Origin of the sequence: Aquibacillus koreensis (assembly GCF_025154055.1) — a bacterium.
Lineage (GTDB): Bacteria > Bacillota > Bacilli > Bacillales > Amphibacillaceae > Aquibacillus_C > Aquibacillus_C koreensis.
On record NZ_JAOALK010000047.1, the window covers coordinates 102586 to 119300 of the forward strand.

Below are 16715 nucleotides of genomic sequence, written 5' to 3' on the forward strand. Positions count from 1 at the left end.
CAACTCACAAAATAAAATGGGGTGACATTCGTGAAGGGTAACCTTTTGTATGAGGGGAAAGCAAAGCAAGTGTTCGAAGTAGAAGGAAGTGACGACCAGTTAGTATTGTCCTATAAAAATGATGCTACAGCATTTAACGGGAAGAAGAAGGCTAGTTTTACTGGTAAAGGAAAGTACAACAATTTAATCACGGCCAAAGTTTTTGAATACTTAAAGGACAAAGGGGTAAACAGTCACTTTATTCGTGCCTTGAATGACACGGAGCAGTTAGTCGAAAGAACAACGATTATTCCAGTGGAAGTAGTTGTTCGAAATATTGCTGCGGGTAGTATTACGAGACGCTTAGGTATTGCTGAGAAAACAGTGTTTACGCCACCTCTTGTGGAGCTTTATTACAAAAAAGATGAATTAGGTGACCCAATCATTAATGATGCGCATGCATTCCTCTTAACGGATGTGACCGAACAAGAACTACAACAGATTAAGTCGATGGCATTAGCGGTGAATACACAACTACAAGTATTCTTTGAAGATATAGGATTAACGATCGCAGATTTTAAATTAGAGTTTGGACGAAACAAAAATGGGGAGATTATCCTATCGGATGAGATCTCCCCGGATACATGTAGACTATGGGACGTTAACACTGGTGAAAAAATGGATAAAGATGTGTTTCGTGAGGATTTAGGCGATCTTTTATCTGTGTACGACAACATTTTAAATCGACTGGAGGCAGTAAAATGAAAAAAGTGAAAATTTATATCACATTAAAGCAGGGTGTTTTAGATCCACAAGGTAAAGCAGTACAAGATTCGTTGAACACATTAGGTTATGAGGATGTGTTAAGCGCGCGTGTAGGAAAATACATGGAGTTAACAATGGATGATCATGCCGATGTGGAAAAACAAGTGGAAGAAATGTGTGTAAAGTTACTTGCTAACCCAGTTATTGAAGATTATGCGTACACAGTTGAGGAGGTTGTCGTTTCGTGAAGTTTGCAGTGATTGTTTTTCCTGGATCTAATTGTGACAGAGACATGTATCATGCAGCTAAAGATGCATTAGGTGCGGAAGCGGAACTTGTGTGGTACCAAACTGCCAATCTAGAAGACTATGATGCTATTTTAGTCCCTGGTGGTTTTTCTTATGGTGATTATTTAAGATGTGGTGCGATTGCAGCAACGTCACATATTGTAACGGAAATTAAACGTGAAGCGGCAAAAGGAAAGCCAGTCTTAGGTGTATGCAACGGATTTCAAATTCTATTAGAAGCAGGCTTGTTACCTGGTGCGTTATTACGTAATAAAAACTTGAAGTTCATGTGTCGTTTTGAAGATTTAGTAGTGGAAAATAGTAAGACAATGTTTTCATCTGCTTATGAAGAGAAACAAGTGATTTCCCTTCCAATTGCACATGGAGAAGGTAACTATTATTGCGACGACGCTACCTTAAAGCAGTTAAAAGCAAACAATCAAATCGTGTTTACGTATGCTAATAATCCGAATGGATCGGTGGAAGATATCGCAGGAATTGTGAACGAAGAAGGTAATGTACTTGGTATGATGCCACACCCAGAGCGTGCAGTAGAAAGCATACTTGGTGGCGATGATGGATTAAACCTATTTAAATCAGTGTTAAACAATTGGAGGGAAGCATATGTTACAGGCGCCTGAGATTACCCCGGAAGTAGTGGAAAAAGACAAACTTTATCGTGACATGGGGATAACAGATGAAGAGTTTGGCATGATTAAAAAAATTCTAGGCAGGCTTCCTAACTTTACCGAAACAGGCATCTTCTCGGTTATGTGGTCGGAACACTGTAGTTATAAAACATCAAAGCCTGTATTGGCAAAATTCCCAACGAAAGCCCCTCACGTGATCCAAGGACCTGGTGAAGGTGCTGGGATTATTGATATCGGTGATAACCAAGCAGTGGTATTTAAGGTGGAAAGTCACAACCACCCTTCTGCCGTTGAACCTTATCAAGGTGCAGCTACTGGTGTTGGTGGGATTATCCGTGACGTTTTCTCAATGGGAGCTCGTCCGATCGCTCTATTAAACTCGTTACGTTTTGGTAATTTAACATCTGGCCGTGTGAAATATCTTTTTGAAGAAGTCGTGCATGGAATCGCAGGATACGGCAACTGTGTCGGCGTTCCAACTGTTGGTGGAGAAGTGCAGTTCGACAACTGCTATGAAGGTAATCCGCTTGTAAACGCAATGTGCGTCGGGTTAATCGATCAAAAAGATATCCAAAAAGGAATTGCAGCTGGTATCGGGAATACGATCATTTATGCAGGTGCGCGTACTGGCCGTGATGGGATCCATGGTGCGACTTTTGCTTCTGAAGATTTATCGGAAGAATCCGAAAGCAAACGTCCGTCTGTTCAAGTTGGCGATCCGTTTATGGAAAAATTACTAATTGAAGCATGTTTAGAAGTAATCCACTGTAATGCGCTTGTTGGAATTCAAGATATGGGTGCAGCAGGCCTTACATCTTCTGCGAGTGAAATGGCTAGTAAAGCTGGCACTGGTATGGAAATGAATTTGGACTTAATTCCACAGCGTGAATTAAATATGACACCTTATGAAATGATGCTTTCGGAGTCACAAGAGAGAATGCTTTTGTGTGTGAAACAAGGCGAAGAACAAGAGATCATTGATATTTTTGAAAAATACGGTTTAGAAGCAGTTGCTGTTGGTAAAGTAACGGACGATAAAAAGTTCCGTTTATTGCATAAAGGTGAGGTAGCTGCAGATATTCCGGTTGATTCGTTAGCAGAAGATGCACCGGTTTATCACAAGCCATCCAAAGTGCCTGGATATTACGAAGAATTCCAAGCAATGGACAATTATATTCCAGATGTGAAAAATCAAGCAGAGGCGTTAAAAGCATTATTACAACAACCTACGATTGCAAGTAAAGAATGGGTTTACGATCAATACGATTCGATGGTGCAAACCAACACAGTTGTGACACCTGGTTCTGATGCTGCCGTTGTACGTGTGCGTGGCTATGACAAAGCACTAGCAATGACTACGGACTGTAATTCTCGTTATATCTATTTAGATCCTGAAGTTGGTGGAAAAATTGCAGTGGCAGAAGCTGCTAGAAATATCATTTGTTCAGGTGCGAGACCTTTAGGCTTAACAGATGGGTTGAACTTTGGTAATCCTGACAAGCCAGAAGTTTTTTGGCAAATTGAGAAAAGTGTGGATGGCATGAGTGAGGCTTGCTTAAAGCTAAACACGCCTGTTATTAGTGGAAACGTGTCTCTTTACAATGAATCTGGTAATCAAGCAATCTTTCCAACACCAGTTGTTGGCATGGTAGGTTTGCATGAGTCACTTGATCATATTACACCATCTTTCTTCCAAGCAGAAGGCGATGCCATCTATGTGATTGGTGAAGCTACCCCTGAATTTGGTGGTAGTGAGTTGCAAAATGTATTTGAAAATAAATATTTTGGCAAAGCGCCTGCGATTGATTTAGATGTCGAAGCAAAACGTCAAACGCAGTTATTACAAGCGATACAGTCAGGTCTTGTTGCATCAGCACATGATTTAGCCGAAGGTGGATTAGGTGTAGCGCTTGCGGAGTCGCTATTCGGAACAAATCTTGGGTGTGTTGTTGATGTAGATGGCAACCTTACAACTGCATTATTCAGTGAAACGCAATCACGCTTTATCGTATCCGTGAAACAAGAAAATAGAGAAGTGTTTGAAGCGTCTGTAGAAGATGCGAAACTGATCGGTTCGGTAACAAATACCAAGATGTTACAAGTAACAAAAGCTGATGAAACCGTGATTGAAGAGTCTGTTGCAGACTTGACAGCGTTATGGAAAGGGGCTATCCCATGCTTGCTGAAATCAAAGGCTTAAACGAAGAGTGCGGTGTCTTTGCAATTTGGGGACATGAAAAGGCTGCAGAAATGACCTATTACGGGCTACATGCACTGCAGCACCGTGGTCAAGAGGGTGCAGGAATTGTAACGAGTGATGGAGAAGCGTTACATTTGCACAAAGGAAACGGACTCATCAACGAAGTTTTTCAACAAGCAGAATTTTCACGATTAACAGGGCATGCAGCCGTTGGTCACGTACGTTACGCTACCCAAGGTGGGGGCGGTTACGAGAACGTGCAACCACTTGTGTTTCGTTCGCAAAGAAACAGTATGGCTCTAGCGCATAACGGAAACTTAGTAAATGCTTATGCGTTAAAATCTCAACTAGAAGCACAAGGAAGTATTTTACAAACAACATCTGATACAGAAGTGATAGCACACTTAATTAAACGCAATGGTTATATGGATATGGATCAGGCAATTGCCTCTGCCTTGAGCATGGTCAAAGGTGCTTATGCAATTACGATCTTAACGGAAGATAAATTGTACGTTGCGCTTGACCCACGTGGTCTGCGTCCTTTATCGATTGGGATGCTAGGTGGTGCTTATGTAGTTGCTTCTGAAACTTGTGCGTTTGACCTAATTGGTGCATCGTATATTCGTGAAGTAAGACCGGGCGAGTTACTGATGATTGATGATACTGGCATTACATCAAAAGAATTTTCATCACCAATGAAGCGTACTTTATGCTCGATGGAATATGTGTATTTTTCCAGACCAGATAGTGACCTTGATGGATTAAATGTGCATGCGAGTCGTAAAACAATGGGGAAACAGTTAGCGATGGAAGCTCCTGTAGAAGCAGATGTAGTGACTGGGGTTCCAGATTCAAGTATATCTGCAGCAATCGGGTTCTCAGAAGCGACAGGTATTCCCTATGAATTAGGTTTGATAAAAAATAGATATGTAGGTCGCACGTTTATTCAACCTTCGCAAGAACTGAGAGAACAAGGGGTAAAGATGAAGCTTTCTGCTGTTCGCGGTATTGTCGAAGGAAAACGTGTCGTGATGGTCGATGATTCGATCGTTCGTGGTACAACGAGTAAAAGAATTGTACGGCTATTAAAAGAGGCTGGAGCAACTGAGGTTCATGTTCGAATTGCATCTCCACCAATAGAGAATCCGTGTTATTACGGGATTGATACCTCTACGAAAGGTGAATTGATTGCATCCAATCATTCCATAGAAGAAATGTGTGAGCTGATTGGTGCGGATAGTCTATCGTTTTTAACAACAGAGGGATTAGAAGATGCGATTGTAAAAGATAAAGACTCGATGGAACATGGCATATGCCAAGCTTGTTTCACAGGGAATTATCCAACGGAAATCTATCCGGATACTGTGTTACCTGCATATAAGGAATAAAGGAGCTTAAATCATGAGCGATATTTATAAGCAAGCTGGTGTGGATGTACATGCTGGATATAAAGCAGTAGATTTAATGAAAAAACATATAAAAACGACAAACCGCCCAGAAGTGATTGGTGGCGTAGGCGCGTTTGCTGGATTGTTTGACCTTTCTTCTTTTAAATATGAGGAACCTGTGCTTGTGTCCGGTACAGATGGTGTTGGAACAAAATTGAAGCTAGCTTTTCAAATGGACCAACATGATACTGTCGGTATTGATTTAGTAGCGATGTGTGTGAATGATATTGTGGCACAAGGGGCAGATCCATTGTTCTTCCTTGATTATATTGCATGTGGGAAAAATGAACCGGAGAAGATCGAGCAAATCGTTAAAGGAATCTCCGAAGGTTGTGTACAAAGCGGAAGTGCATTAATCGGTGGAGAAACTGCTGAGATGCCAGGCATGTATCAAGACGGTGAATATGATCTTGCAGGTTTTGTTGTTGGGATTGTTGATAAGAAAGAGATCATTACCGGTTCAGAGATTGAAGCTGGTGATAAAGTAATCGGGATTGCTTCAAGTGGTCTTCATTCCAATGGTTTTTCACTCGTTCGAAAAATCGTAGCCGATAAGCAATTAGATTTAGCATCCACCTATGCACCACTAGATCGTCCCTTAGGAGAAGAGCTATTAACGCCAACAAAAATTTACGTAGAAGCAATCAAGCAACTGAAATTAAACATGACCATCAAAGGAATTAGCCATATTACAGGTGGTGGATTCTATGAAAACCTTCCAAGAGCTTTACCAGAAGGTTTAGGTGTTACAATAAATAAAGATGCATGGAAAGTGCCAGCCATCTATACGCTTTTGCAAGAGCAAGCGAACCTTAGCTTTGATGATATGCTTGGTGTATTTAACGCAGGTATTGGAATGGCGGTAGTTGTGTCTCCTTACGAAGCGGAGATTGCGCTACAAGTGTTAGAGGATATTGGTGAGGAAGCATTTGTAATTGGGGAAGTTGTTGAAGGTAACGGGGTGACCGTAATCGATGCGTAAAACCAAGATTGCGGTGTTTGCCTCAGGTACTGGTAGTAATTATGAAGCGATTATGGACCAGATCAATGCAGGGCAGTTAGCGTGTGAAGTAGCACTGCTCGTATGCGATCAACCAAATGCAAAAGTAATTGGGAAAGCAGAAGAATTAGGCACACCTTTATTTGTGTTTGATCCGAAACAATATGAATCAAAAGCAACTTTTGAAAACGAGATCGTACAGAGGTTACAAGAACAAGGTGTCGAGTTGATTATCTTAGCGGGCTATATGCGCCTAATTGGTCCAACTCTATTAGCACCTTACGAATCAAAAATTATTAATATCCATCCATCACTTTTACCTGCTTTTCCAGGTAAAGATGCAGTTGGCCAAGCGATTGAAGCAGGGGTGCGCGTTGCGGGCGTGACAATCCATTTTGTAGATGAAGGCATGGATACTGGACAAATCATCGATCAGCAAGCATTGTATGTGGAAAAAGGAGAAACGCGTGATTCCTTACAAAAACGAATCCAAGCAATTGAACATCGTCTTTTTCCACAAACGATCCAGAAATTAATCGAGGAACAAGCTGAAACAGGGGAAAGGGGAGCATCAATATGAGAAAGCGCGCATTACTCAGTGTATCAGACAAAACGAACGTAGTAGAATTTGCACAAGGACTAGATCAATTAGGCTATGAGTTAATTTCAACAGGGGGAACGTTGAAGAAGTTAAAGGACGCTGGATTACCGGCACTTCCGGTTTCTGCAGTAACCAACTTTGAAGAGATTTTAGATGGAAGAGTGAAGACACTTCACCCGTATATCCATGCAGGATTACTAGCAAAACGTGATGATGAATCCCATAAACAACAATTAGAGGAACGTGATATTCTTCCGATTGATGTAGTTGTAGTGAACCTGTATCCTTTTAAACAAACGATTGAGCAGGAAGGCGTTACGGAAGCAGATGCGATAGAAAACATTGATATCGGTGGCCCAACGATGCTTCGTGCAGCAGCAAAAAACTTCAATGGCGTAACTGTCGTTGTCGATCCTACTGATTATGATGCAGTGTTACAGCAGCTTAACGAGGGTTCTAACGCTGTAGAATTCCGTAAAAAACTAGCTGCAAAGGTATTTAGACATACAGCGAATTACGATGCAATGATCGCAAATTATTTTACAACGATTACAGAAGAAAAAGATCCAGAAACGTACACTGTTACATATGAAAAAGTACAATCTTTACGTTACGGAGAGAACCCACATCAACAAGCGGCATTTTATCAAGAGCCTAATGTAAAAGGTGCTTCGATTGCAAATGCAAAACAGCTACATGGTAAAGATCTGTCTTATAACAATATTCAAGATGCAAATGCTGCACTAGAGATCGTGCTTGAATATAGCGAGCCTGCTGCAGTAGCAGTGAAACATATGAATCCTTGCGGTGTTGGTATTGGTGAGACGATTACAGAAGCTTATACAAAAGCATATGAAGCAGATCCTGTTTCTATTTTTGGTGGAATTGTGGCACTGAATCGTGAAGTGGACGCGGCAACGGCAGATCAGTTAAAGGATATCTTTTTAGAGATCGTTATTGCACCTTCATTCTCTGAAAAAGCAATGGAGATTTTAACAGTGAAGCCTAACATCCGTCTACTAGAAACACCGATGAACAGAGAAGGCTCGAATACAAAGAAAGTTGTTAGCGTGATTGGTGGACTGCTTGTGCAAGACCAAGATACTGGTAGCGTTTCTGCAGAAGATATCACAGTTCCTACAGATCGAAAACCAGATGAAAAAGAATTAGCAGAGCTATTATTTGCTTGGAAAGTTGTAAAGCACGTGAAATCCAACGCAATTGTTGTTGCGAAAGGTGACCAAACGATTGGTGTTGGTGCTGGGCAGATGAACCGTGTTGGCGCGGCAAAAATTGCTTTTGAACAAGCAGGAGAAAAAGCAAACGGTGCGGTGATGGCATCCGATGCATTTTTCCCAATGCCTGACACAGTAGAAGCAGCTGCAAAAGCTGGAATCAAAGCAATCATTCAACCAGGTGGTTCGAAGCGTGACCAAGATTCGATCGATGCTTGTAATGCACACGGAATTACGATGGTGTTCACCGGCATGCGTCATTTTAAACATTAATTTTAGGATTTTGAATGGCCCTCACAATGTGGGGGTTTTTGATTAAAAAAGGGGGTAGTGGTGTGAGAGTTCTTGTAATCGGTAGTGGTGGTCGTGAACATAGTATTGTGAAAAAGTTAATGGAGAGCAAGCAGGTGGATTCGATCTTTGCGGCACCAGGTAATGGTGGAATTGCTGCAGATGCAACGTGTGTAGATATAAAGGACGATGATGTGGATACGCTAGTGGCTTTTGCTAAGGATAATGCGATTGATTGGACGATCGTTGGTCCGGAAGTTCCTTTACTTGCAGGTGTTGTAAATGCATTTCAAGCGGAGGGCTTAAACGTATTTGGCCCAACAAAAGAAGCTGCCTTAATCGAAGGTAGTAAAGACTTTGCCAAAGCATTTATGAAAAAATACCAGATCCCAACTGCAGACTATCAAACCTTTACCGATGTTGATCAAGCGAAGCAATACATAGAGGAGAAAGGTGCACCGATTGTCATCAAAGCGGATGGCCTTGCTGCTGGAAAAGGTGTAGTTGTTGCCATGACAGTAAGAGAAGCGTTAGATGCAGTTGAGATGATGCTCGTTGACAACAAGTTTGGAGAAGCGGGTAGCCGCGTTGTCATTGAAGAGTTTTTGGACGGGAAAGAATTTTCCTTGATGGCTTTTGTGAATGGAGAAAATGTTTTTCCATTAATGCCAGCAAGAGATCATAAGCGCGCTTTTGATAATGATGAAGGGCCTAATACGGGGGGGATGGGTGCTTTTTCACCGGTACCTGATCTATCTGGTTCGGACGTGGAACTTGCTGTTAAGACAATTTTAATGCCCGCTGCAAAAGGAATGATTGCAGAAGGTCGCACTTTTACGGGGATTTTATATGCTGGTTTAATAGAAACAGACCAAGGTCCTAAAGTAATCGAGTTTAATGCTAGATTGGGTGACCCCGAAACACAAGTCGTGTTGCCACTGTTGAAAAATGATTTGTTGCAGGTTGTTCAGGATGTTACAGCAGGTCGTGATCCAGAGCTTGCATGGGAGGATGCATACTGTATCGGAACAGTTGTCGCATCTGCTGGCTATCCAGGTGCTTACGACAAGGGTGTGGCGTTACCAGAGCTTGCTCCTTCTGACGAATGCTTTGTTATTCATGCTGGAACAGCTTTGGATGATGAATCGGGTGGATTTGTTTCTTCTGGGGGGCGTGTTCTTCTTGTAGGTTCTGTGCAAAAAGAAGCTGGGATTGCACAGCAGCATATTTATGATTATTTAAAAGTATTTGATCGCACGGATTCGTTTTTTTACCGTAGTGATATTGGGTTTGGACGAAATAAATAGAGGCTGGTTGAGGCATACAATGGGAGGGGATTCTGTTGTGTGTCTTTTTTTGTTGCCATTAGAGTATGGCTCGTGATGACAGAAAATGGGCAAGGGTGAGTTGAGTCTGAAGAGATAGAAGCGTATTTGACGGGTGGGAAAGGAAATCGCGTTAGAAGGTGTCAAAAGAGAAGCGCATTTGACAGGCGGGAAAGAAGACTGGGGTAGAAACTGTCAAAAGAAAATCCTTTTTCTTACAACTATTTATCATCCCAACACAAAAGGTAAAATATGTTAAAGTAGAGTAAAGCTTTTAACCGGAGGGGTGATCGAAATCGATACAAATAGCGAAAAAATACTATCAATCTCTAATTTAACGATGCGGTATGGGGCAACAAATGTACTAACTGGTGTTGATCTTGATGTTTACAAGGGTCAAATTATTGGATACATAGGGCCAAACGGTGCTGGTAAAAGTACGACAGTAAAAATTATGCTTGGTTTGGTTGATGGGTATCATGGGAACGTTGAGATTTTTGGGCAGGACATTTCCAATGGAGACAACAGCTATAAGCAACGAATTGGCTATGTGCCGGAAAATGCAGAGGTGTATGATAATTTAACTGCAAGTGAATATTTAACGTTTACTGGGCAGTTATATGGGATGGACGAAAGTGAAGCAGAATATAAAGCTATTAGACTAGTAGAAAAATTCGGGTTAGGTGATGTCTATCATACTAGGATCTCTGCTTATTCGAAAGGGATGCGACAAAAGGTTTTGATTATTGCTAGTTTACTGCATGATCCGGATCTGATATTCCTGGATGAGCCGCTAAGTGGGCTGGATGCCAATAGTGTCATGATTATTAAAGAGATTTTGGCACAGTTAGCTGCGGAAGGTAAGACGATTTTCTACTCCTCGCACATTATGGATGTTGTAGAAAAAATCAGTAACCGAATCGTACTGCTAGCGGATGGGAAAATCATTGCTGATGGTTCGTTTGAGGAGTTAAAACAAAAAAATAAAGAAGGAACGTTAGAGGAGATTTTCAATGAGCTCACTGGGTTTGATCAGCATAAACAAATAGCAGAAGAAGTCGTGTCGATTGTTAAAGAGGTGGGCAATAATGCGTAACTTCCTATCCCTAAGAATACTCGATAGGTTTCAATTCATTTTTAGATTTCTAGGAATAGAATACGAGATGATGAGAAAGATTCTAGCAATGAAGCTAACGATGGACCAAAGACGTGTTCCAACCATTTTTAACCAGTCAAAAAATAAAGAAACAGGTAATCAGTTTTTTAAATCGCTTGGGCTTTATGCATTATATGGACTCATTCTCATTCCTTTTATTGTTATGGGTGACCACTATGTTTTCCAAATGAGCATTGTCTTTGGTATATCGATGTTCATTCTGATGACGTCAATGATCTCCGACTTTTCTACAGTACTGTTAGATGTAAGAGATAAAGCTATTTTAGACACGAAACCTGTGAAGAAAAAGACGATTAGTGCTTCTAAGATCGTACACGTAAGCATTTATATGATCCAATTAACTGGCGCGTTTGCGCTCATTCCAATTATTGTAAGTATATTTGTGAAAGGAATCCTCTTTGGTCTTATTTTTATCCTTGAAATCATTTTAATTGGTTTATTCATTGTTGTATTAACTGCATTAGTGTACATATTTATTTTACGCTTTTTTAATGGAGAGCGATTAAAAGATATTATTAATTATGTGCAAATTCTGTTATCTGTTGGAATCGCTGTCGGTTACCAAGTTTTAATAAGATCATTTGAATTTGTCGATTTAGATGTTACATTCCACTTTCAATGGTGGCACATATTCATTCCGCCAATGTGGTATGGAGCGCCATTTGAACTGATATTAAATCAAAATGGATCAAAAGCTATTATTCTATTTTCAATATTGGCACTCATTGTTCCGTTGATCTCCATTTTTATTTATGCTCTGTTAGTTCCATCGTTTGAAAGGAATTTGCAAAAGCTACTTAATAATAGTGGAGATAATAAAAAGAAAAAGTTACGCGTAGATCGTTTTTGGCAAAAGGTAATGTGCAGAACGAAAGAGGAGCGTACGTTTTACTTGTTTGCCATTAGGATGATGAAGCAAGAAAGGGAATTTAAGCTAAAGGTCTATCCTTTACTAGGCATGTCCTTTATTTTCCCGTTTATTTTTGTCGCGAACTTTTTAAGCATGGAATCATTTGGAGACTTGTCAAACACTAAAATGTATTTAACGATTTACTTTATTAATATTATCATTCCTTCAATCGTCCATATGGTTAAGTTTTCTGGCAAGTATAAAGGGGCTTGGATTTATCGTGCTACACCCATTCAGGATCAAGCTTCCATTTATCGTGCGACATTAAAAGCATTTCTTGTGAAGCTTTATTTTCCTGTATTCTTTGTGACGAGCATCGTATTTGTGAGCATTCATTCTTTCACGATCATCCTAGATCTTGCTGTGGTGCTGGCAGTCGCTTTCTTACACACGATTATTTCGTATAAGGCATTAAATAATGAGCTATATCCCTTTTCTCAATCCTTTGCATTTGCACAGGAAACAAATGTTGCAAATAATATTCTTATGATGATTATTGGTGGAGTGTTTGCCGGAATACACTTTATCGCTTCCGTCATTCCATTTGGTTTGTATGGATATTTAGTAATTTTGATTGTAGTAAACCTAGTATTATGGCAAAAAGGCTTTCGAACGAGTTAGGATATGCGCCTATTTTTGGGATGGGTAGTTGCGGATTTGAAATTGATGAATAGGCTAATTGTGTAATGCATGAAGAGAGGAGCAGTACATGATGCCAAACAGAAATAATGGTTTTAATCCATATGGGAATTACGGGCAACCATACCCACCAAACTTTGAGGGACCATTACCAGGTCCGGGTGGAAACTGGCAAGGTCAGCCGTACCCACCAAACTTTGAGGGACCATTACCAGGTCCGGGTGGAAACTGGCAAGGTCAGCCGTATCCACCAAACTTTGAGGGGCCATTACCGGGTCCGGGTGGAGGAAACTGGCAAGGCCAACCATACCCACCAAACTTCGAGGGACCATTACCAGGTCAAGGTGGAGGAAACTGGCAAGGCCAACCATACCCGCCAAACTTTGAGGGGCCATTACCGGGTCCGGGTGGAGGAAACTGGCAAGGCCAACCATACCCGCCAAACTTTGAGGGACCATTACCAGGTCAAGGTGGAGGAAACTGGCAAGGTCAGCCATACCCACCAAACTTCGAGGGACCATTACCAGGTCAAGGTGGAGGAAACTGGCAAGGTCAGCCGTACCCACCAAACTTTGAGGGACCATTACCAGGTCAAGGTGGAGGAAATTGGGGAGAACAACCAATGCCATCAAATTTTGAAGGACCGTTGCCAGGCCCGAACGTTGGAAATTGGAATCAACCTCAACAACCTTACCCAATGTATAACAACCCATATATGAACGAATACGATGATTAAAAAAAGATAGCAATAGGGTAACGGGGTTCCATTAAGAGGATCTCAAGCATAAATCCCACTACAAAAGGCATGTGAACGCATTGTTGCGTTCACATGCTTTAATTGTATTTGCTTTAGGAATATAATTTAGTGCGTCATAATAAATCCATGTGGATACTGTGCGTCTTATCTGTGATAATAATTGATGAATAGTTACGATTGTGAAACATGATGTTAAAGTAATGGATCAGTTTTGAACAAGCAAAGGCCAATCCTTTGAACATGAATTCCATACCGTGTAGAAACGAAATGCTATACTGTTTATAAAATATATTGAAAAAGCGAGGATCTACAATGATTGCAAAGACAGAAGAGGATTTTAATGGATTAAAAGAAATTGGTAAAATATGCGGGACGATACGAGATGAACTAGTCCGCTGTACCAGACCTGGAATTACTACTAAAGAAATCGATGAAATTGCGGGTAAGATGTTTGAAAAAGAAGGAGCTCAATCTGCACCAAAAGGAGAATACGATTTTCCAGGATATACGTGTATTAGTGTGAATGAAGAAGTAGCGCATGGGATTCCGGGTGATCGGACTATTGAAGAAGGTGACCTTGTAAATATAGATGTTTCAGGTTCGAAAAATGGTTATTTCGCAGATACCGGGATTTCTTTTGTAGTTGGACAAGGAGATACGATCAAACAGAAATTATGTGACGTTGCTAAAGAAGCATTCGACGCAGGACTTGAGAAAGCAAAACCGGGTTCGAAAAAAAGCGCGCTTGGAAAGTCTGTACACAATGTAGCAAAAAAACATGGCTTAACAGTTATAAAAAACCTTACTGGACACGGTGTTGGCCGTTCCATTCATGAATCACCAGATCATATTTTTAATTATTTCTCTCGTTGGGATGATGAAATTTTAAAAGAAGGTATGGTCATTGCCTTTGAGCCATTTATCTCCACATTGGAAGAGGAAGTGTACCAATCCGAAGATGGCTGGACATTCCTTACAGATGAAAGTATTGTTGCTCAATACGAACATACGATTATTCTTACAAAAGAAGGACCAATTATTACTACGCTATAAGCGTTAATTGAGTCGCAATTCATAGGTTCGTTGCAGTTCAAATGTCAGACTTGATATTAAAATGCGTATTAACGCTAAAATACTCAATTTCAGGTGGCACATCTTAATGTGGCCAAGCATGATTCTGACTCTGAATGGCTTTCGCTCGCACTTGATGTCCGAATCCAAGCATGATTCTGACTCTGAATGGCTTTCGCTCGCACTTGATGTCCGAATCCAAGCATGATTCTGACTCTGAATGGCTTTCGCTCGCACTTGATGTCCGAATCCAAGCATGATTCTGACTCTGAATGGCTTTCGCTCGCACTTGATGTCCGAATCCAAGCCTGATTCTGACTTTGAATGGCTTTCGCTCGGACTTGTTGTCCGAATCCAAGCCTGATTCTGACTTTGAATGACTTTCGCTCGCACTTGATGTCCGAATCCAAGTTTGATTCTGACTCTGAATGGCTTTCGCTCGGACTTGATGTCCGAATCCAAGCATGATTCTGACTCTGAATGGCTTTTGCTCGGACTTGATGTCCGAATCCAAGCTTGATTCTGACTTTGAATGACTTTCACTCGTTCGTAACTTCCATCGAAGTCTGTTTCTGGACTATGACTAAATTTCTATAAACTGTATAGTAATTTAATTATTGAATTTATCGTCAATTCGCAAGAGAAGACGTGCAGTAGGCAATGTATAAATCATATTGCTCCTAGATAACAAAACTATATAAACCAATCTAACACCTTCAATTGTTTGAGATTACACACACATACTGTTAATCTAGTACTATATATAGAATAAGATACTTTTTGAAAAAGTAATTTTATAAATTAGGGGCGTATGAGGAATGAACAAAAATATGGTGCTAGATAAATGGAAACGACCACTCCAAGATTTACGTATATCAGTGATCGATCGTTGTAATTTTAGGTGCACCTATTGCATGCCGAAGGAAATCTTCGGTAAGGATTTTGCTTTCTTACCGCCAGAACAACTACTCACTTTTGATGAAATCGAGCGATTAGTAAAGATTTTTGCAGAGCTCGGGGTGAAGAAAATAAGATTAACAGGCGGGGAACCTTTGTTAAGAAAAGACCTTCCTCAGCTTATAGAAAAGATAAACCAGATTAAGGGAATTGAGGATATAGCGCTAACAACCAATGCCGTTCACTTGGTTAAGCAAGCATCTGCTCTAAAAGAAGCTGGACTACAAAGAATAAATGTTAGTTTAGATGCACTAGATCCTGAAACGTTTAAGGCAATTAATGATCGGGGTGTGAGCCCGGACTGGGTTATTAAAGGGATTGACGCAGCAATAGAAGCTGGCTTAGAAGTGAAAGTTAACATGGTCGTGAAAAAAGGTATGAATGATCATGAAGTTTTACCAATGGCTGCCTACTTTAAAGAGCGTGGGATTACTTTACGCTTTATTGAATTTATGGACGTAGGACAATCCAATGGATGGGATTTTTCTAAAGTTATAACGAAGAAACAAATGGTAGAGCAGCTTTCGGAAGAATTTGAATTAGAGCCAGTCGATCAGGATTACTTTGGCGAAGTAGCAAAACGATATCGATATAAAGGGACAAATACAGAGGTTGGTTTTATTACATCCGTTTCCGAATCGTTTTGTTCTAGCTGTACAAGAGCAAGGATTGCAGCTGATGGAAAGTTCTTTACTTGTTTATTTGCAACAGAGGGCTTTGATCTAAAAGAGTTGGTTCGTTCTGACAAGACGGACGAAGAAGTTGACCAAGCAATCAGATCCATTTGGGGTAATCGTACTGATCGTTATTCCGATGAACGAACGGAAGAGACAGTGAAGAATCGCAAGAAAATTGAGATGTCTTATATTGGTGGCTAATTTAAGAATTTTCCAATTAGAAAAGAAGTGATCATATGTTGAAAAACCATAGAAAAGTATCGCCAAAGTCCGTCTCATGTATGGTTATTACCGTCAGTGATACAAGAACGGAAGAAACTGATAAAAGTGGGCAATTAATAAAAGAGCTCCTCCAAGAACATCGGCACGAAGTCGAGGCGTACCAAATCGTCCATGATGAAAAGGATCAGATTGAGGAAGCAATCCGAGAAGGTATGGATAATGAAAAAGTCGAGGCTGTCATTATAAATGGTGGTACGGGTGTTGCAAAAAGAGATGTAACCATCGAGGTTGTTCAAACGCTTGTACAAAAGGAGTTACCGGGATTTGGTGAGATTTTTCGCTACTTAAGCTATGAAAAAGATATTGGCTCTGCTGCGATTTTGTCTCGGGCGGTTGCTGGAGTAGGTAATGACACAATCCTATTCTCCGTTCCTGGCTCATCAGGTGCAGTGAAACTAGCGATGGAAAAATTAATTCTGCTTGAAATGGGACATATCGTGATGGAAATTCAAAAAGATCTGTAA

General features: G+C 40.7%; 16 protein-coding genes. 15 read left to right on the top strand and 1 reads right to left on the bottom strand.

Annotated features, from left to right (window positions below):
* Positions 1–30 precede the first annotated feature (30 nt).
* From purC to map, 13 genes are all read left to right on the top strand, one after another.
* Positions 31–744: a phosphoribosylaminoimidazolesuccinocarboxamide synthase gene (gene purC / locus NYQ66_RS13565; RefSeq protein ID WP_259870210.1), complete on the top strand. Its 714-nt coding sequence runs from the start codon at positions 31–33 to the stop codon at positions 742–744.
* A complete protein-coding gene (gene purS, locus NYQ66_RS13570) occupies positions 741–992 on the top strand; it encodes a phosphoribosylformylglycinamidine synthase subunit PurS (protein WP_259870211.1) in 252 nt (83 codons plus the stop codon). The genes purC and purS overlap by 4 nt, the downstream gene beginning before the upstream one ends.
* On the top strand, positions 989–1672 hold the full coding sequence (gene purQ / locus NYQ66_RS13575) for a phosphoribosylformylglycinamidine synthase subunit PurQ (RefSeq protein ID WP_259870212.1): 684 nt from the start codon (positions 989–991) through the stop codon (positions 1670–1672). Before purS ends, purQ begins: the two co-directional genes overlap by 4 nt.
* Positions 1656–3881, top strand: coding sequence for a phosphoribosylformylglycinamidine synthase subunit PurL (purL, locus tag NYQ66_RS13580; RefSeq protein ID WP_259870213.1), 2226 nt, complete (start codon positions 1656–1658; stop codon positions 3879–3881). The genes purQ and purL overlap by 17 nt, the downstream gene beginning before the upstream one ends.
* Positions 3857–5269 carry an amidophosphoribosyltransferase gene (gene purF, locus NYQ66_RS13585; RefSeq protein ID WP_259870214.1) on the top strand — a complete coding sequence of 471 codons (1413 nt, stop codon included), beginning with the start codon at positions 3857–3859 and terminating at the stop codon, positions 5267–5269. The genes purL and purF overlap by 25 nt, the downstream gene beginning before the upstream one ends.
* 13 nt (positions 5270–5282) lie before the next feature.
* Positions 5283–6311: a phosphoribosylformylglycinamidine cyclo-ligase gene (purM, locus tag NYQ66_RS13590; protein WP_259870215.1), complete on the top strand. Its 1029-nt coding sequence runs from the start codon at positions 5283–5285 to the stop codon at positions 6309–6311.
* Entirely contained in the window at positions 6304–6909 is a 606-nt protein-coding gene (gene purN / locus NYQ66_RS13595) for a phosphoribosylglycinamide formyltransferase (RefSeq protein ID WP_259870216.1), read from the top strand. The genes purM and purN overlap by 8 nt, the downstream gene beginning before the upstream one ends.
* Entirely contained in the window at positions 6906–8438 is a 1533-nt protein-coding gene (gene purH, locus NYQ66_RS13600; protein ID WP_259870217.1) for a bifunctional phosphoribosylaminoimidazolecarboxamide formyltransferase/IMP cyclohydrolase, read from the top strand. The genes purN and purH overlap by 4 nt, the downstream gene beginning before the upstream one ends.
* Before the next feature lie 62 nt (positions 8439–8500).
* Positions 8501–9763: a phosphoribosylamine--glycine ligase gene (purD, locus tag NYQ66_RS13605; protein ID WP_259870218.1), complete on the top strand. Its 1263-nt coding sequence runs from the start codon at positions 8501–8503 to the stop codon at positions 9761–9763.
* A gap of 358 nt (positions 9764–10121) precedes the next feature.
* Positions 10122–10877: an ABC transporter ATP-binding protein gene (locus tag NYQ66_RS13610; protein WP_407652088.1), complete on the top strand. Its 756-nt coding sequence runs from the start codon at positions 10122–10124 to the stop codon at positions 10875–10877.
* Positions 10870–12489, top strand: coding sequence for a hypothetical protein (locus tag NYQ66_RS13615; RefSeq protein WP_259870219.1), 1620 nt, complete (start codon positions 10870–10872; stop codon positions 12487–12489). The genes NYQ66_RS13610 and NYQ66_RS13615 overlap by 8 nt, the downstream gene beginning before the upstream one ends.
* 91 nt (positions 12490–12580) lie before the next feature.
* A complete protein-coding gene (locus NYQ66_RS13620; protein ID WP_259870220.1) occupies positions 12581–13243 on the top strand; it encodes a hypothetical protein in 663 nt (220 codons plus the stop codon).
* A 333-nt stretch (positions 13244–13576) separates the two neighbouring features.
* Complete coding sequence (gene map / locus NYQ66_RS13625) at positions 13577–14317, top strand: type I methionyl aminopeptidase (protein ID WP_259870222.1); 741 nt, start codon at positions 13577–13579, stop codon at positions 14315–14317.
* A gap of 103 nt (positions 14318–14420) precedes the next feature.
* Here map and NYQ66_RS13630 read toward each other — a convergent pair whose 3' ends face one another.
* On the bottom strand, positions 14421–14801 hold the full coding sequence (locus NYQ66_RS13630; RefSeq protein WP_259870223.1) for a hypothetical protein: 381 nt from the start codon (positions 14799–14801) through the stop codon (positions 14421–14423).
* Positions 14802–15153: 352 nt separating this feature from the next.
* Between NYQ66_RS13630 and moaA the strand changes: the two genes are divergently transcribed.
* Positions 15154–16170: a GTP 3',8-cyclase MoaA gene (gene moaA, locus NYQ66_RS13635; RefSeq protein WP_259870224.1), complete on the top strand. Its 1017-nt coding sequence runs from the start codon at positions 15154–15156 to the stop codon at positions 16168–16170.
* A 35-nt stretch (positions 16171–16205) separates the two neighbouring features.
* Entirely contained in the window at positions 16206–16715 is a 510-nt protein-coding gene (locus NYQ66_RS13640) for a MogA/MoaB family molybdenum cofactor biosynthesis protein (RefSeq protein ID WP_259870226.1), read from the top strand.